Genomic DNA, 18,297 nt, shown 5'->3' with positions numbered 1-18,297 from the left:
CAGGAACACCGGGGATCCCGCACCGCCGCCCGGGCTGGTCGTGCTGGGCCACTTCGACCAGCCGCCCGGGTACGGCGTCAACCGGCCGCACGGATCCGCGAGCTGGCTCTTCACCTGGACCACCGCAGGCCGGGGCCGGCTGTGGCAGGGCGGTGCGCACACCTCGGCCGGAGCGGGCGCACTGGTCGTGCTCGCCCCGGGCGTCCCGCACGGCTACGGCGTCGAGCCCGGCGCCCGGCACTGGCGGTTCTGGTGGGCGCACTGCCAGGCCCGCCCGTCCTGGACCGCGTGGCTGCGGCCGTACGAGACAGGTCACGGGATGTACGTGGTCACCTCCGCCCCGGCCGGGGTGCACGGCCGCGTCGGGGCGGCGTTCCGGCGGATGCACGCCGACGCCCGCTGGACCGGCACCGAAGCACCGCCCGACGGGCCGCCCCCGCAGGGGCAGGTCGCCGTGGCCCACGGCAGCGCTGCCCGCGAACTGGCCCTGTGCGCACTGGAGGAGATCGTCCTCCTCACCACCGCCGGCGCCCGGCCGGCGGCCCCCCGGCCCGGCATCGACGCACGGATCCGTCGCGCACAGGAGCTGATCGACGCCGACCCGGGCGCCCCGCACACGGTCCGCTCGCTCGCGGAGGGCGTCGCCCTGTCGCCGTCCCGCTTCGCCCATCTGTTCAGCAGTCAGCTCGGCCGCTCGCCCATGCGTGCCCTGCGCGAGGCGCGGCTGCGCCATGCCGCCCGGCTGCTGGAGAGCACCGACCTGCCCGTGGAACGCGTCGCCGCGGCTTCGGGTTTCGTCAGCCCCTTCCACTTCAACCGCGCCTTTCACCAGCGCTACGGGGCGCCACCCGGGGCGTACCGCACGACGCACGGTGGTCCGCCCGGCTGAGCACCGCTATTGGTTTCGCCGCAGACCTCGAAAGGCCGGCTCGGAAACGCCGCCCACCGTGTGAGCTGCTGCTCAGGGGTGATTCAATGGTTTCCCGGCGGCCGGCCGGGCGGGTAAATGGAAGTCGTAAAAAAGGGGGCAGACGGCACGGAAATGCCTTTCGCTTCACTGGCTGACTTCTTGTCAAAAGGCGCTGCCGGTCCGCGCAATGCACGAAACCGCTCGATGTCTTGTTCCTTGTCCCTGACCTGTGCAAAGGTGTGCCCTGTCGGCGTGCCCCCACACGCCTTTTCTTCGTATGCGCGAGGCCGCCGGCCGGCATACCCCTTGGTACGGACTTTACTCCGCATGTCCTTGAGAGGAATGCAGCCGTGAAAGACGCAGGCCCGTCGAATTCCCCGGCCTCGCCGGGCGGGTTCGGCGTGACGGACGAGCAACTGAGCGCGGAGCTCAGGAAGTGGACCGGGGCGACGCCCGCTCTCCACCCCGTCGGCGAACTGCTGGACCGGCACTGGGAGGCGGCCTTCGCCTACGCCCGGCTGTGCACCGACGGTCCGCGCTCCGCGGGCATGCTCACCACCGCGGCTTTCACCCGGCTCTTCGGCGAGACCCTCCGGCAGAACGGCCCGACCTCCGCGTGGCGGTCCCATCTGCTCGTCACGGTGCGGCGTATCGCGGCCGAGTGGGCGGGCGACCACCGATGCGACATGCTCCATCCGGAGCTGCTGGCCGGGACCGGAGAGGGGGAGCGGCCCGCCTCCCGTCTGCTGCCGTCGCGGCACCGGCGCCTGCTGTCCGGGGCTTTCCAGCGGCTGCCCCAGTCCGCCCGGTGCCTGCTGTGGCACGTCGAGGTCGAGGCCGAACCGCTCGCGTCCCCGGCCGCGTTGCTCGGCCTGGACGAGGAGGGCGCGCGCGTCGAACTGGACCGGGCCCGGGACCGGCTCCGCGAGGAGTGCCTCCAGCTCCACCGTGAACTCGCCCCCGACGAGGAGTGCCGGCGTTATCTGCGCCTGCTCGACGTGACGTACCGGCGTGGGGGGCTCGACATCGACCCCGATCTACGCGCGCATATCGAGGGCTGCGGGCACTGCAGCGTCGCCGCGGACCAGCTCGACCAGTTCAACCACGGCCTCGGCGTCGCCCTGTCGGAAGGGGTGCTGGGCTGGGGCGGGCGGGGATATGCGGAGAGCCGGATCAGCGAGTCGGGGGGCCGCGCCGGGGGCGGGCGTGCCGCGGAGCGTGAGCGGCCCGGGGGAGCGGCCGGTGCGGCCGCCGCCGGGGCCCCGGCCAGTGCGGCGCGCGAGCTGTTCCCGGATCCGGTGGCCTTGGCGCGCGAGGTCTTCCCGGAGCCGGCCGGTATGGCCTACGAGATCATTCCGGACCCGGTCCGGGCGGCGCGTGAGGCTTTCCCCGGGGCGAAGGGTGAGGCGCGCGGAGGGTTGTCAGGGCGGACGGGTCAGGAGCGCAAGGGTTTTCCGGGACCGGCGGGTGAGGCACGCGGGGGCTTTCCGGGTCCGGCGGGTGAGGCACGTGGGGGCTTCCCGGGGCCGACGGGTCAGGCGCGCGAGGGCTTTCCGGGACCGACGGACAAGGCGAGCGAGGGCCTCCCGGGGGTGACGGGCGGGGCGCGCGATGCCTTCCCGGCCGCGCCGGGCGCGGCGCCCGAGGCCTTCCCGGCTCCGCCGGGTGTGGCGCGCGAGGTGTTTCCGGGTCCGGCCCCTGCGGCGGGCGAGGGCTCTTCCAGCCCGGCCGGCACGGCGGGTGACGGCTTCCCCGCCCCGCCGCGCGCAGCGCGTGAGGCTTTTCCCGGGCCGGCCGGGGAGGGGCGTGAGGTCTTCCCCGACCCGGTCGCCCTCGCCGGCGCGGTCGGGGAGTCGTTCACCGAGCCGGGCGGCCCGGCGGCCGTACCGCCGCCTGTTCCCATGACGGAGAGCGGCGACCCGGCCGGGGACACGGCACAGGCTCCGGCCGACGCGGGCCGCTCCCTGCCGACTGCCGCCCCGGCCCCCCGGCCCGAAGGCTCGCGAACCGCCGCCCGAAGGTCGGCCAGATCCGCCCACCGGGCGGCCCGCCGTGTCGCCCGGCGGCGCAATCTCACCGCGGGCATCCTGACCGTCGGCGGCCTCGTCGTCCTGCCGCTGGTCCTGTGGTACACCGGCGACTCCGGCGACAGCGCACCGGCCGGCGCGGACCGCTCCGCCGGGGAGGCTCCCGACCCGGACGCCGGCGAAGGGAGCACCGACCCGTCCCGGACCGGCGCGGGCGACGCACGGCAGGGCGCTCTGCGTGGCCGGCTGCACAACGTCGCCTCGGACCTGTGCGTCGGCCTCGACGGCAAGAAGGCCGTCGAGGGCGCGGAGGCCGAGCTGACGACCTGCTCCGCGGACACCGCCCAGCAGTGGACGTACGAGACCGACGGACTGCTGCGCAACGGCGCCGCGCCGGACCTGTGCCTGGACTCGCAGCTCGGCTACTCGCTCCGGCTGGCCCCCTGCGCCGGCGCGACCCGGCCGGACCCCAAGTACGTCCGCTACGACTTCACCCTGCAGGGCGCCCTGGTGCCCCGCTGGGACCAGGACCTCGCCCTGGCCCCGGCCGCGACCGACGGCTCGGGAGCCCTGGTCCTCAAGGCCCGGACGGACGACGAGGTCCAGCGCTGGGTGATCGACACCTCCAAGGCCGACCTCAAGATGAAGGCCGTCACCTGGAACGCCGGCGTTCCGTCAGCCCGCTCGGCACCCACACCGCCCCCGACCCCCGCACCGTCGAAGAAACCCGAGCCCACCCCGACCCCGCCCCCGGCCACCTCGGCCCCGGAGCCGACGCCGAGCAGATCGGCCGCCACGGACTCGTCCTGCTACCGCTACGGCTACTACTGCGACTCCGACGGCCGGTACGGCAACCCTGGGTACGGTTATCCCGGCTACGGCTACGGCCACGGCGGAGACGGCCGCCGCTGACCGGGCGTGGGCTCAGGCGCCGACGACGGTCAGTGACAGCCACAGGGCGGCCACGGCCGACACCAGCGCAGCCGGTACGGCGAGCAGCCCGAGCCGTGTGAACTCGCCGAGCCCGACCCGGTGCCCGTCCTGCTGGACGATCCGCCGCCACAGCAGGGTCGCCAGCGACCCGGCGTAGGTCAGGTTGGGGCCGATGTTCACACCGAGCAGCACCGCCAGCACGGCACCGGGACCGGACCCGGCGGTCAGGGGCAGCAGCACCAGCACCGCGGGCAGGTTGTTGATGAGGTTCGCAAGGACGGCGGCCAGCGCGGCCACGCCCAGCAGTGTGAGCAGCCCCGAACCGTCGGGCAGGACACGCCGCAGCGCCTCGGCCAGCCCGTGGTCGACGACCGCGCGCACGACGACGCCGAGCGCGAGCACGAACGCCAGGAAGGCCGGGGCCGCCGACCGCACCACCGTGAGCGGCGTGGCCCGGCGTCGCACCAGCGCCCGCCCGGCCAGCACCAGCGCACCGGCCGTCGCGGCCCATGCCGGCGCGATCCCCACGGCGGAGGCAACGACGAACCCGGCGAGCGTGCAGCCGACGGTGACGAGGGCGAACAGCGGGAGCGGTTCGGGACGCGGGGCGGGGTCGGGGGAGGGGAGGGGCGCCTTGAGCTCGTCGTCGAAGAAGAGCCGGAACACCAGGTACTCGGCGGCGATCGCGACCAGCCAGGGCAGCGCCATGAGGGCCGCGAAGCGGGTGAAGCTGAGCCCGCTCGCCGCGAAGGCCAGCAGATTGGTCAGGTTGGAGACCGGTAGCAGCAGCGAGGCGGTGTTCGACAGGTGAGCGCACGCGTACAGGTGCGGCCGTGCCTGCACGCCCATGCGGGTGGCGGTGGCGAGCACCACCGGAGTCAGCAGGACGACCGTGGCGTCCAGACTGAGGACGGCCGTGATGACGGACGCCAGCGCGAACACCGCGGTCAGCAGCCTTGTGGGGCGCCCCGCCGCCCAGCGGGCCATCCACCCCCCGCACGCGGTGAAGAGCCCTTCGACATCGCAGAAGTGGGCGAGCACCAGCACGGCGGCGAGGAAGCCGACCACGGGCCCGAGCCGCTGGATCTCCTCCCAGGCGTGCTCCGGCGAGATCACCCCGAGGGCGATGGCGAGTCCGGCGGCAGGCACGGCCAGCACGGCCTCGGGCAGGCCCTTCGGACGGGCGACGGCCCAGATGAGCACGGCGACCAGCAGCGTCACGGACAGGACTTCGGCGAGCGGGGTGTTCAGGGCGGGATCCTCCGGAGCGTGATCTGGTCGTGCGCGCCTATGAAACCAGGCGCTGGTAAGAGATACGTTCGCGGGCCTGCCGCCCTGGCCGTGGCCCGCCCGCCGCGAAGACCGACAGGAGCCACCGCCCGACCCCGGCCGCCCGCCTGCCGGTGCGGATTACGCGCTCGGTTCTCGCTGGAGCGGGCCGACCCCGGCCGCCCGCCTGCCGGTGCGGATTACGCGCTCGGTTCTCGCCGTGGAGCGGGTCGGTCGTGTCCGGATCGTCTGTGGGCTCGTGATGGTGCGCTCGGTTCTCGGCGTCGAGCGGGGTCGGTCGTGTCCGGATCGTCCGTGGGCTCGGGAGCGTGCGCTCGGTTCTCGGCGTCGAGCGGGGTCGGTCGTGTCCGGATCGTCCGTGGGCTCGGGAGCGTGCGCTCAGAGCTCGTCGCCGAGCAGGGCCAGCTCCGCCCAGATCGTCTTGCCCTCGCCTGTGTGCCTGCTGCCCCACCGCTGGGTGAGCTGGGCGACCAGGAGCAGACCGCGGCCGCCCTCGTCCCAGGTCTTCGCCCGGCGCAGGTGCGGTGCCGTGTGGTTGGTGTCGGACACCTCGCAGATCAGCGTGGCCGTGTCATGGATCAGCCGGAGCCGAATGGGCGGGGCGCCGTAGCGGATGGCGTTGGTGACCAGCTCGCTCACCACCAGCTCGGCGGTGAAGGTGGCTTCGAGCAGCCCCCAGCGTTCCAGCTGGTCGACGACCTGCTTGCGGATGGGGGCCACCAGTGCCGGGTCGGCCGGGATGTCCCAGGTGGCGACCTGGGTGGACGGCAGGCCGCGGGTGCGGGCCAGCAGCAGGGCCACGTCGTCGCTGGAGCCGCCCGGCGGGAGGAGGGTGTTCAGCACGCGGTCGCAGGCCTCGTCCAGGGAGTCGGAGGAAGCCGACAGGGCCTCGCGGAGCATCCGGCCGCTCGTGTCGACGTCCCGCTCCCGGCTCACGAGCAGCCCGTCCGTGTGGAAGGCCAGGATGCTGCCCTCGCGCAGCTCCACCTCGGCGGCCTCGAACGGCAGCCCTCCGACGCCCAGCGGTGGCCCCGAGGGCAGATCGAGCTGGTGCGCCGGGCCGCCCGGCGGCACCAGCAGGGGCAGGGGGTGCCCGGCCCGGGCCAGGGTGCAGCGCCGCGACACCGGGTCGTACACCGCGTACAGGCAGGTCGCGCCCACCTCTCCGGTGCCGCCGTCCCCGCCGGACTCCTCCGACAGCCGGACGACGAGGTCGTCGAGGTGCGTGAGCAGTTCGTCGGGCGCCAGGTCGATGTCGGCGAGCGTACGGACGGCGGTGCGCAGCCGGCCCATGGTGGCCGAGGCCTGGATGCCGTGGCCGACGACGTCGCCCACGATCATGGCGACCCGCATCCCCGACAGCGGAATCACGTCGAACCAGTCGCCGCCCACGCCGGAACGGGTGGCCGGCAGATAGCGGGAGGCCGCCTCCACCGCCGCCGTGCGCGGCAGGGTCCGGGGCAGCAGGCTGCGCTGGAGCGTGAGGGTCGTCTCGCGCTCACGGGAGTAGCGGCGCGCGTTGTCGATGCAGACGGCGGCCCGGGCCGTGACCTCCTCCGCCAGCAGCACGTCGTCGTCGGTGAACGCCTCGGGGCGCCGGAAACGGGTGAAGACCGCCACGCCGAGGGTCGTGCCCCGGGCCTGGAGCGGGACGGACATCGTGGAGTGGATGCCGTACTCCTGTATCCGCTGGAAACGCATCGGGTCCCAGGCCAGCCACCGCTCGAGGTCGCCCGACGCGCCCGAGGCCACGACCGTGTGCCCCGCGACCAGGGAGGCGGCCTGCGGGGAATTCTCCGGATAGACGTCCACCTGCCCGGGCTTGGCGACGGCCTCCGGGCTGCCGTTGTTGACCGACTGGTGGGCGGACCGGCGCAGACTGAGCGGCGGGACCGGTGGCCCGGCGGACTCGCCGGCGAGCTCTCGCGGGTCGAGCAGGTCGACGCTGACGAAGTCGGCGAGCGCCGGCACACACACGTCCGCCAGTTCCTGGGCCGTACGGGTGACGTCGAGGGTGGTGCCGATACGCACGCTCGCCTCGTTGACCAGCTGCAGCCGTTCCCGCCAGCGGTACTGGTCGGAGAAGTCGTGGGCCGTCACGCACACGCCGCGTACCCGGCCGGTGTCGTCGGTGAGCGGTGCCATCCGGGCCAGCCAGGCGTGTGCCCCCCGGCTCTCGCCGGTCGCCTTCATGTACGTCTGCATGTCCTGCCGCCGGCCGGTGCCCAGCACCCGGCGGAGATTCTCCTCGAGCTCGGCGTTCGGTGGCCGGCTGCCGATGTCGGTGGGCTTCAGGCCCAGCATCCGCCCGGCGGGCAGTCCCAGAAGGTCGGCCATCGCCTCGTTGACGCCGCGCAGCCGCAGCCGCTCGTCGAAGATCATCGTGGCGCAGGGCGACTGCGTCAGGGCCATGCGCACCAGTGGGTCGTCCGGAAGCCCCTGGTCGGCGGCCTCCGGCGGGGACACCGCCAGCCAATCGGTCGCCTCGGCCCCGTCGGGCGGTCTGCGGTGGGCGAGCACCCACAGGGACACCGGGTGGCCGTCGCGGTGGCGCAGGGTGAGTGTGCCGCTCCAGCGGGAGTCGTCCGGCACGGACGGCGGGTCCGCGCCGTCGGCCAGCAGCGCGGCGGCCGGGCGGCCCACGACCTCGGCGGCCGTATGACCCAGCAGACGGCGGGCGCCCTCGCTCCACTCGGTGAGCGTGCCGTCGACGGCGATGACGGCGCGGGCGGCCATGCCATCGTCGAACGCCTCGTCCGGACTCATCGTCGCGACTCCATACGGACACTCACAGTGAACAGGGAAGTCAGTTGAGTTCCAGCGTAGTCCGTAGGCGCCCGGCGTGGACCGGTAACCCCGGTGCCGCCTCACCGGCAGGGGCCGGGGCACACATCCGGCCGAAGTGATCGCCGGGACAGAAGGGCCCCGCCGCACCCTTGACGGCCGGGCATGACGCCTCGACAGAATCTGTTTGTTCGCGATCAGTTGTGAGTACTTCTGGGCCCTCGTGAGGGAGAGTTCCATGTCGGTCACGCGCAGATCGGTCCTGTTCGCCTCCGCGGCCACGCCCGCGGCCGGAGCGTTGCTCGGTGCCCCGGAGGCATGGGCCGCCGGGCAGGCCCGCGGCGCGCTCGGCCGCCGGACCGTCGCACTGCGCGACGGCTGGCGCTTCGCGCTGGTGAACCCGGGCGGCATCACCGACCCGACCGGCGCCTACGCCGACGCCCACCTTCCCGGCCACGACGACTCCGGATGGCGTGAGACGACCGTCCCGCACGACTGGAGCATCGAGCAGACCCCCACCACCGAGCACGGCACCACCAGCGGCACCGGTTTCCTGCCCGGGGGCCTCGGCTGGTACCGCCTGGCCTTCACCCTGCCGCCCACGCTCGCGGGCAAGCGCGTCTCGGTGGAGTTCGACGGTGTCTACATGGACTCCACCGTCTACTGCAACGGGACGGAGGCCGGCCGCCACCCCTACGGCTACACCGGCTTCGCCCTCGACCTCACCGACCTGGTGCACACCGACGGCACCACCGAGAACGTGATCGCCGTCGAGGTCAGGAACCGGCTCCCCAGCAGCCGCTGGTACTCGGGCAGCGGCATCTACCGCGAGGCCCGCCTGGTGATCACCGAGCCGGTGCACGTCGCCCGCTGGGGCACCCGCGTCACCACCCCCGAGATCTCCGCCGAACGTGCCCTCGTACGGGTGGCCACCTCCGTCGTGAACGCCTCCGGCGAGGGAACGGACGTCGAGGTCGTCTCCCGGATCGTCGACCGCAAGGGACGGACGGTCGCCCGTACCTCCACCACCGCGGCCGTCACCGGCGAGCACACCGAGACCCACGAACTCACGGTCCGGCGACCGAAGTTGTGGGACTTCGAGACCCCGCACCGCTACACCCTGCACACCGAACTGCGCGTCGGCGGCCGAACCGCCGACACCTACCGCACGGTCTTCGGCTTCCGCACCTTCCGCTTCGACCCGGACGAGGGCTTCTCCCTCAACGGCACCCACCACAAGATCAAGGGCGTCGACCTCCACCACGACCTGGGCGCACTCGGCGCCGCCGTCAGCATCGACGCCGTCCGCCGGCAGCTGGAGATCATGCGCTCCATGGGCGTCAACGCCCTGCGCACCTCACACAACCCGCCCGCGCCCGAGGTGATCGAGGTCTGCGAGGAGCTCGGCGTCATCCTGCTGGTGGAGGCGTTCGACTGCTGGCAGACCGGAAAGAACCGGTACGACTACGGCCGTTTCTTCGACGAGTGGTGCGAGAAGGACGCGACCGAGATGGTGCTGGCGGCCCGCAACTCGCCCGCCGTGCTGGCCTGGTCCATCGGCAACGAGGTCCCCGACTCGACCTCGACCGCCGGTCTCGCCATGGCCGACCGGATCATCGGGGCGATCAGGGCCGCCGACGACACCCGCCCGCTGGTCATCGGCTCCGACAAGTACCGCCGCCTGCCCGCCAAGGGCTCCGCGGCCGATCTGATGCTGGCCAAGCTGGACGGCCTCGGCCTCAACTACAACACCGCCAAGTCGGTGGACCAGCTGCACGCGGCCTACCCGCACCTGTTCCTCTTCGAGTCCGAGTCCTCCTCGGAGACCTCCACCCGCGGCGCCTACCAGCAGCCGGAGCACCTCAATACCGGCGAGAACCACACGCCGGGCAAACGCGCGACCTCCTCCTACGACAACAACCTCGCCTCCTGGACCATGAGCGGCGAGTACGGCCACAAGAAGGACCGGGACCGCAAGTGGTTCGCCGGGCAGTTCCTCTGGTCGGGCATCGACTACATCGGCGAACCCACGCCCTACGACGTCTTCCCGGTCAAGGCGTCCTTCTTCGGCGCGGTCGACACGGCGGGCTTCCCGAAGGACATGTACTACCTCTTCCGGAGCCAGTGGACCGGCGAGCCGATGGTGCATCTGCTGCCGATGACCTGGAACCACGCGCAGGGCGACACCGTCGAGGTCTGGGCGTACGCGAACGTCGAGACCGTCGAGCTGTACCTCAACGACAAGTCCCTGGGCGTACGGCGGTTCGACACGAAGAAGACCGTCGACGGCCGCGCGTACCTGGAGACGACCGAGGCGACCGGCGACGACAAGACCTTCACCGACGGCCCCTACCCCGGCAGCTACACCAGCCCGAACGGCAGCGCCGGCAAACTCCACCTGACCTGGCGGGTTCCCTTCGAACCGGGTGAGCTGAAGGCCGTCGCACGGCGGGGCGGCAAGGTGGTCGCCACCGACGTGCTGCGCACCGCGGGAGCCCCGCACGCGATACGCCTCACCGCGGACCGCGAGTCCGTCGCCGCGGACGGTCGTTCCCTGGTCTTCGTGACCGCCGAGGTCGTCGACCGGCACGGTGTGGTGGTGCCCGACGCGGAGCATCTGCTGTCCTTCACGGTGACGGGAGGCTCCCTCGCCGGACTCGACAACGGCCGGCAGGAGAGTGCCGAGCGCTACCAGGCGAGCACCCGGACCGCTTTCCACGGCAAGGCCCTCGCCATCGTCCGGTCCGGTACGAAGGCCGGCGAGGTGAAGGTGACCGCTCGCGCCGGGGGACTGCGCGCCGGCACGGCGACCGTACGGGCGAACCGGGCGCAGGACCGGGCCGAGACGGCCCCGGCCGGCTTCCGGCCCGAGCACCCGGCCCCCGTCGGCCACCCGCACGCGGACGCGAGCTACTCCGGCCGCCCGGACACCCTCCCCGCCGCCATGCTCGACGGCGACCCGGCCACCGGCTGGTCCAACGGCTTCTTCAAGCAGGCCACGGCCCTGCTGCCGGCCTTCGACGGCGCGCGGACCGAGGACTGGGTCTCGGTCGACCACGGGCGCACCCGCGGCTTCGACCGGGTGGACGTCTCCTTCACCGTGGACGCCATGCACAGCCTGCCGGCGACGATCGGGGTGGCGGTGTGGGACGGCCGCGCGTGGCAGGCGGCGCGGGACACCGAGATCGGCTGGGCGGCCGCCTCCGGCACCCCCACCGTGATCACGTTCAAGGCCCTCCGCGGCTCCCGGATCCGGCTCATCCTGACCAGCCGCCACCCCGGTGAGCCCCGGGGAGCAATCCGTATCAGCCGGCTGGACGCCCCGCCCGTCTGAACCCCCGGGCGCCACGGTCCGGACGGGCGGCGGACAGCCAGTCCTGTCCGGACCGTTGACGGGGCGTCACATCTGCCACAACCATGGCCTGCGTCCGCATCTGGGAGCGCTCCCACGCAGAGCGCCACCCGCACCTCCCGGAGGAGCCCAGACGTGAAACGACGCAGAACCGCCCTGCTGTCCCTGACGGCCCTGCTGGCCACCGCGCTCACCGCGCTGCCGACGGCGCCTGCCGGGGCCGACGAGGTCGAGCAGGTCAAGAACGGCACCTTCGACACCGACACCGCGCCCTGGTGGACGACCAGCAACGTCACCGCGGGCGTCACCGACGGCCGGCTCTGCGCCGACGTCCCCGGCGGCACGACGAACCGCTGGGACGCCGCCGTCGGGCAGAACGACATCGCCCTCGTGAAGGGGGAGTCGTACCGCTTCTCCTTCAGCGCGACCGGGACGCCCGCCGGGCACGTGGTGCGGGCGATCGTGGGCCTGTCGGTGTCGCCGTACGACACCTACCACGAGGTGTCGCCGCAGCTCAGCGTCTCCGGCGACACCTACTCCTACACCTTCACCTCGCCCGTCGACACCGCGCAGGGCCAGGTCGGCCTCCAGCTCGGCGGCAGCGCGGACCCCTGGCGCTTCTGCATGGACGACGTCTCGCTGCTCGGCGGGGTGGCGCCGGAGCCGTACGAGCCCGACACCGGTCCCCGGGTCCGCGTCAACCAGGTCGGCTACCTGCCGTCCGGGCCCAAGAACGCCACCCTGGTCACCGACGCCACGGCGAAGCTGCCCTGGCAGCTCAGGAATGCCGACGGCACGGTGGTCGCCCGGGGCACGACCCTGCCGCGCGGCGTCGACGCCTCCTCCGGGCAGAACGTCCACTCGATCGACTTCGGCGCCTACCGCACGAAGGGCTCGGGCCTCACGCTCGTGGCCGACGGCGAGACCAGCCGCCCCTTCGACATCGACGCGAGCGCCTACGAGCGGCTCCGTCTCGACTCGGCGAAGTACTACTACACCCAGCGCAGCGGCATCGCGATACGCGACGACCTGCGGCCCGGATACGGCCGCCCGGCCGGACACGTGGGCGTGGCGCCCAACAAGGGCGACACCGCCGTGCCCTGCCAGCCGGGCGTGTGCGACTACACCCTCGACGTCAGCGGCGGCTGGTACGACGCAGGCGACCACGGCAAGTACGTCGTCAACGGCGGCATCTCCACCTGGGAGCTGCTCAGCACCTACGAGCGCGCCCGGCACGCCCGCACCGGGCAGGCGGACAAGCTCCGGGACGGCACGCTCGCCATCCCGGAGAGCGGCAACAAGGTCCCGGACATCCTCGACGAGGCCCGCTGGGAGCTGGAGTTCCTGCTCAAGATGCAGGTGCCCGACGGCAAGCCGCTGGCCGGCATGGCCCACCACAAGATGCACGACGAGCAGTGGACCGGCCTGCCGCTGATGCCGAGCGACGACCCGCAGAAGCGCGAACTGCACCCGCCGTCCACCGCCGCCACCCTGAACCTGGCCGCCACGGCCGCGCAGGCCGCCCGGCTGTTCCGCTCCTACGACAAGCCCTTCGCGGCCAGGGCACTGGCAGCCGCACGCAAGGCCTGGGCGGCGGCGCTCGCCCACCCCGACCGCCTCGCCTCCGAGAGCGACGGCATCGGCGGTGGCGCCTACGCCGACAGCGACGTCACCGACGACTTCTACTGGGCGGCGGCCGAGCTGTACCTGTCCACGGGGGAGAAGCGGTACGAGGAGTACGTCCTGAAGTCCCCGGTCCACACGGCCGACCTCTTCAAGCCCATCGGCTTCGACTGGGCCCGCACCGGCCCGGCGGGACGGCTCGACCTCGCGACCGTGCCGAACAAGCTGCCCGGCCGGGACGCGGTGCGCCGGTCCGTCGTCGAGGGCGCCGACCGCTACCTGGCCACCCTCAAGGCACACCCCTACGGCATGCCGTACGCGCCCGACGGCCACACGTACGACTGGGGCTCCAGCCACCAGGTCCTCAACAACGCCGTCGTCCTCGCCACCGCGTACGACATCACCGGTGCCTCGAAATACCGGGACGGCGCGCTGCAGAGCATGGACTACATCCTGGGCCGCAACGCGCTGAACATCTCCTACGTCACCGGCTACGGCGAGGTCAGCGCGCAGAACCAGCACAGCCGCTGGTACGCCCACCAACTGGATCCCGCTCAGCCCAACCCGCCTGAGGGCACCCTCGCGGGCGGGCCGAACTCCAGCATCCAGGACCCCTACGCACAGAGCAAACTCCAGGGCTGCGTCGGCCAGTTCTGCTACATCGACGACATCCAGTCCTGGTCGACCAACGAGCACACGATCAACTGGAACGCCGCTCTGACCCGCATGGCCTCCTTCGTGGCGGACCAGAGGTAGGGACGGGACCGGCAGCCGCCGCGTGCCGGGGGAGTCCGCCAGGAGGACGCCTCCGGCACGCGCGCGTAGCCTGGTGTCATGCCAGCGGTGCGGGTCGACGGCATCGAGGTCGCGTACGACCGGGTGGGCCAGGGCCCGCCCCTCGTGCTCGCGCACGGCGCCACGGCGGACGCCCGCCTGTTCCGCCCCCAGGCCGAGGACCTGGCCGACGAGTTCACCGTCGTCGCCTGGGACGAACCGGGCGCCGGGCGCTCCTCCGACGTCCCGCCCGCCTTCACGCTGGCCGACTACGCCCGCTGCCTCGCGGCCGTCATCGAGGACGTGGACCTCGGCCCCGCCCACGTCCTCGGCGTCTCCTGGGGCGGGACCGTCGTGCTGGAGCTCTACCGGCACCACGCCGAAGTCGTCAGGACGCTGCTACTCGTCGACACCTACGCGGGCTGGAAGGGCTCGCTGCCGGCGGCGGAGGTGCGGTCCCGGGCCGAGGGGGCGGAGCGGATGCTCGCGGTCCCGGCCGAGGCGTTCGCACCGACCGTGCCGGGCCTGTTCGCCGGGCAGCCACCCGCCGAAGCCGTACGCCTGCTGTCCGTGATGTCGGCCGACACCCGGCCCCAGAGCATGCGGACCGAGCTCACCGTCATGGTCGAAGCCGACCAGCGGGACCTGCTGCCGAAGATCGCGGTGCCGACGCTCCTGCTCTGGGGCGAGCTCGACACCCGCTCGCCCGTGGAGCCCGTGGCCCACCAGTTCCTCGAAGCGATCCCGCGGGCCACGCTGGTCGTGCTCCCGGGCATCGGGCACCTCAGCAACATCGAGGCGCCGGAGCCGTTCAACCGCACCGTCCGGGAGTTCTGCCGCGCCCACTCCTGACCGGCGGTGCGGTCGGTCAGCCCGTGGCCGACGCGTCTTTCCGGGGGTTCACGCATCCGCCCTCGGCAGGTGGGCGAGCTTGTCGGGGTTGGCCACGACGTAGATGCCGCGCACCCGGTCACCCTGCGGAGTGAGATCCAGGACCAGTACCGCGAACGGCGCGTCACCGTCGAACAGCACGGCCGCGTCGTCGCCGTTGACGCGCCGGTAGCGCCAGACCGGGTGGTCCGGGCCGCCCCGCCCGGCGGTGAGCAGACGGGCCACCTTGTCCCGGCCGTGCACCGGGCGCAGGCCGGCCCGCCGGCGCTTGCCGCCCGCGTCGGTCCACGCCGTGACGTCCGGCGCGAGCACCTCCATCAGCTCGGCGATGTCCCCGCCGAGCGCCGCCCGCACGAACCGTACGGTCGCCTCCCGCCGCACCCGCGGATGCGCCTCGTACCGCGGCCGTCGCGCGTGCACGTGCTCCCGGGCCCGGTGCGCCAACTGGCGTACGGCGGCGGGGGAGCGGTCGATGATCTCCGCGATCTCGGCATGCGGGTAGCCGAACACTTCTCCCAGGACGAACACGGCCCGTTCCAGCGGTGTCAGCGACTCCAGGACCACCAGCATCGCCAGCGACACCGACTCGGAACGCAGGGCCGGACCCTCGGCGGTCTCGGCGTCCTCCGCGGCGACCAGCGGCTCGGGCAGCCACGGGCCGACGTACGTCTCCTGCCGGCGGCTGATCGCGGCACGGCGGCGCAGCGCGTGGTTGACGGCCACCCGGACGAGATAGGCGCGCGGGTTGTCGACGCCGGCCAGGGGGGCGCCCCCGCCGCGGGCCGTCCAGGACAGCCAGGTCTCCTGCAGGACGTCCTCGGTGTCGGCGACGCTGCCGAGGATGTTGTAGACGACGCCGAACAGCAGCTCGCGGTGGTCGACGAACACCCCGGTCGCCGCGTCGAGCGGGGCGTCGGTGCCGGGTACCGAGATCCGGGTCATGCTGGGCCTCCCGTGGATGTGCTCGTCACTGCGAGCCGGACAGGGCACCGGAATGTGACATCCGAGCGCCCGTTGTGACCCACATCTCAGGTCGATCGTTTCCCTGGTACCTTCCAGAAGCCGCCCTGACCTGGTGGTATTTACGAGTCAGTACCCGAGCGGTACCGTGATGGCATGCCAGCTCTCAACGTGGAGTTCAGCGACCGCGAACTTGAGGACCTCAGGCAGATCGCCAAGGAGCGCGGTACGTCCATGAAGGCGCTCGTGCGGGAAGCGGCCGCGGCCGACATAGCCCGTCACCGGGCCCTGCAGGAGGGCGCGGAGGCCTTCCGCCGGTTCTTCGCCACCCACGCCGACGAGTTCGCCGCCGCGTTCCCCGACGACGAACCGCCCGCCAAGGGTGAAGGGCGGGCCGCCTGACTCATGGCGCCCGTGATCCATATCGACGTGCCCTGGCTGCTTCAGCGCCATGAAGAGGTCCTGCCGGACCAGCCCACCGTCAACGACTTCTCCGCACTGGTCGCCGCCGTCGCCCGGCACCGCGTCGACCCGCCCCGCCTCGGGGTGAACTCCGACCCGGCCTGGCGGGCCGCCGCGCTGCTGCACACCATCACCGTGCTCCGGCCGCTGCCCTCGGCCAACGCCCGCTTCGGCTGCGCGACCGCCGTGGCGTACATGTTCGTCAGCGGCGTCGGCATCGACCCGCCCTACGGTGCCCTCGTCGACCTCGCGCGCGACCTGCTGTCCGGTACCACCGATGTCTACGGCGCGGCGGACCGCCTGCGCTCCTGGCAGATCTGAGGAAGCGGGCCCGGTGCCCGATTCACACAGGCCTCAGAGAAATGTCGAAAACGGGTGCGAGACGCGTGCATCCGTTCCCTGTTTCTGACTTCCTGTCAACGGTGGGGATGTTGTCCGGGCGCCTTGTTGGCCGTGTGGGGGTTGTGCAAGAGTGAAACGCGCGTGCGGGGGGAATGGCCGGGTGTCGCACGTGATTTGTGGACCGCGTCCGATTCGCCGTCGGTGAATTCTCGCCTCCCGCGCTGCGCCGAAAGGTACGCACCAACCGGGCCTCCTTTTCGGCGACAGAACTTCTGTATGTCACATGCGTGGGAAGGAACCATCTCAGTGCCCACCCCCCACCCCCCTCGTCCTCCGTATCCCCCGCCCGGCGGGGATCCGGGGGAATCCGATGAATCACTCGCCGCCCCGCTGAGAGGCAGTCCGGAGGGCGAGGTCGCCGCCCATTCCGTGGCGCTGCTGATGGCGCGGCACTACCAGCCGGTGCACGACTACGCGGTCATCTGTCTCGCCTCGTCGGCGCAGGTCGCCGCGATGGTGACCGGGACCGCCTTCCATCGGACCCTCAACCGCCTCGCTTTCGGCGAGTCCGCCGTCGCGCTTCGCCCGGCCCTGCTGGTGACCGTGCGCGACACGATCCGCGAGTGGTCCGCCGACGATCGAATATCAGCCGTTCTGCCCGCCTTGCAGAAACCGGCAGGAGGGCGCGGGCTGCGCGCGGCGACGTCCATGACGCCCGAAAATCGAACACTCGCGGAGCGGGCGTTCCAGGCACTTCCCGCGGACTCGCGCTGTTTGCTCTGGCACGTCGAGGTCGAGGCAGATCCTTTAAGCGTCCCGGCCGGACTGCTGGGCATGGACACCGACATCGCGTCGGCGGCCCTCGAACAGGCGCGGGACACATTTCGCCAAGGTTGTGTACAAGCCCATCGCGAACTCGCACCGACCCATGATTGCCGGTTCTACAACCGCCTGCTGGACGTCCCGATCCGCCGGGGCGGCGCACTGCTGCCCGACGTCCAGCAGCATCTGGACGAGTGCCGCTACTGTCGGAACGCCGCGGAACAACTGAGCCATTTCGAGGGCCCGCTGGGGCCGCTGATCGCCGAGGCGGTGCTCGGCTGGGGCGCCCGCCGCTATCTCGACTCCCGTCCGGGACGCGCCTCGCACGGCACACGGGGCGCGCGCACGAACCGACGAGGCGGCGGACGGCGGGGCGGCGGGCGGCACGGCCTGCTGTCCCGGCTCCCCGTGCCCGCCCGACGGGTTCCGCGGGCGCTGCGCTCCTCGCGAGCACTGCTCTCGGGCGTCGGCGCGGTCTCGGCCGGGGTGCTGGCGACGGTGCTCATCATCAGCGCGTCGTCCTACGACGGCGGGGAGGCCGACCCGGCCGGCTCCGACAGCGCCGCCGGCGGCAAGGGCTCCGCGTCGGTGACGCCCCCCGGCACCGCCGGGCTTCCCGCGGCCCAGGGCGTGACGCGGCTGCGCAACGTCGGCGCCGATCTGTGCCTCGACCTCCGCGATCTGCCGGAGGAGGGTTCGGGCACGAAACTGGCGGAGTGCTCGACGGTGTGGACCCAGCAGTGGACGTACGAGGACGACGGGTTGCTGCGCAGCGTCGCCGACCCCGGGCTGTGCCTGGACTCCCACAAGGACGCCGGTGTCGTCGTCCTCGGCACCTGCGCCGACGAGGATGCCGAGCGGGGCGAGGACGTGCGCTACGACCTCACCGTGCAAGGTGAGTTGCTGCCCCGCTGGGACGAGCGGCTGTCCCTCACCCCGGCCGACGACGACCCGGACGCCGACATCGTCGTCAAGGTCCGCGACCGCGCCTCCGATGCCCAGCGGTGGCAGGCCGAGCCCCTGCCGACGACATCCGGTTCCCTGTCGATCGAGGAGCAGGACGACCCGGCGGCCCGCCAGGTGGGACTGACCGACGGCCGGACCGCGTGACGAAGGGCCCCGGGGCC

Annotated in this window: 11 protein-coding genes; 8 read left to right on the top strand and 3 right to left on the bottom strand. The window is 72.6% G+C overall.

Features of this window, described 5'->3' with window-relative positions; translation table 11 throughout:
- The first annotated feature begins 34 nt into the window (after positions 1–34).
- Positions 35–889: a helix-turn-helix domain-containing protein gene (locus tag ACZ7EG_RS33570; protein WP_471087802.1), complete on the top strand. Its 855-nt coding sequence runs from the start codon at positions 35–37 to the stop codon at positions 887–889.
- A gap of 371 nt (positions 890–1,260) precedes the next feature.
- Positions 1,261–3,849 carry a ricin-type beta-trefoil lectin domain protein gene (locus tag ACZ7EG_RS33565; protein WP_471087393.1) on the top strand — a complete coding sequence of 863 codons (2,589 nt, stop codon included), beginning with the start codon at positions 1,261–1,263 and terminating at the stop codon, positions 3,847–3,849.
- A gap of 12 nt (positions 3,850–3,861) precedes the next feature.
- On the opposite strand, the gene ACZ7EG_RS33560 is transcribed toward ACZ7EG_RS33565, so the two are convergent.
- Positions 3,862–5,121, bottom strand: a complete 1,260-nt coding sequence (locus ACZ7EG_RS33560) for an SLC13 family permease (RefSeq protein WP_471087799.1) — start codon at positions 5,119–5,121, stop codon at positions 3,862–3,864.
- A 417-nt stretch (positions 5,122–5,538) separates the two neighbouring features.
- A complete protein-coding gene (locus tag ACZ7EG_RS33555; RefSeq protein ID WP_471087390.1) occupies positions 5,539–7,926 on the bottom strand; it encodes a SpoIIE family protein phosphatase in 2,388 nt (795 codons plus the stop codon).
- Positions 7,927–8,182: 256 nt separating this feature from the next.
- On the opposite strand from ACZ7EG_RS33555, the gene ACZ7EG_RS33550 reads away from it, so the two are divergent.
- From ACZ7EG_RS33550 to ACZ7EG_RS33540, 3 genes are all read left to right on the top strand, one after another.
- Positions 8,183–11,278 (top strand): glycoside hydrolase family 2 TIM barrel-domain containing protein, encoded by a 3,096-nt coding sequence (locus tag ACZ7EG_RS33550; RefSeq protein ID WP_471087387.1) that lies wholly within the window; start codon positions 8,183–8,185, stop codon positions 11,276–11,278.
- Positions 11,279–11,431: 153 nt separating this feature from the next.
- Positions 11,432–13,675: a glycoside hydrolase family 9 protein gene (locus tag ACZ7EG_RS33545; RefSeq protein WP_471087384.1), complete on the top strand. Its 2,244-nt coding sequence runs from the start codon at positions 11,432–11,434 to the stop codon at positions 13,673–13,675.
- 78 nt (positions 13,676–13,753) lie between these two features.
- Positions 13,754–14,545 carry an alpha/beta fold hydrolase gene (locus tag ACZ7EG_RS33540; protein WP_471087381.1) on the top strand — a complete coding sequence of 264 codons (792 nt, stop codon included), beginning with the start codon at positions 13,754–13,756 and terminating at the stop codon, positions 14,543–14,545.
- 48 nt (positions 14,546–14,593) lie between these two features.
- Here the strand turns inward: ACZ7EG_RS33540 and ACZ7EG_RS33535 are convergent, their stop codons facing one another.
- Positions 14,594–15,526, bottom strand: coding sequence for a sigma-70 family RNA polymerase sigma factor (locus ACZ7EG_RS33535; RefSeq protein ID WP_471087378.1), 933 nt, complete (start codon positions 15,524–15,526; stop codon positions 14,594–14,596).
- A gap of 174 nt (positions 15,527–15,700) precedes the next feature.
- Here ACZ7EG_RS33535 and ACZ7EG_RS33530 point away from each other — a divergent pair, with 174 nt between their 5' ends.
- The 3 genes from ACZ7EG_RS33530 (at position 15,701) to ACZ7EG_RS33520 (ending at position 18,280) form a co-directional block, all read left to right on the top strand.
- The gene (locus ACZ7EG_RS33530; RefSeq protein ID WP_030845137.1) at positions 15,701–15,946 is read left to right on the top strand and encodes a hypothetical protein; all 246 of its coding nucleotides are present in this window, start codon (positions 15,701–15,703) and stop codon (positions 15,944–15,946) included.
- Between the two features lie 3 nt (positions 15,947–15,949).
- Complete coding sequence (locus tag ACZ7EG_RS33525; RefSeq protein WP_471087374.1) at positions 15,950–16,327, top strand: toxin Doc; 378 nt, start codon at positions 15,950–15,952, stop codon at positions 16,325–16,327.
- 327 nt (positions 16,328–16,654) lie between these two features.
- Positions 16,655–18,280, top strand: coding sequence for an RICIN domain-containing protein (locus ACZ7EG_RS33520; RefSeq protein ID WP_471087371.1), 1,626 nt, complete (start codon positions 16,655–16,657; stop codon positions 18,278–18,280).
- The last annotated feature ends 17 nt before the right edge of the window (positions 18,281–18,297 follow it).

This window comes from Streptomyces sp. NPDC037100, from assembly GCF_055606225.1.
This window is presented reverse-complemented; position numbering and strand designations above follow the sequence as displayed.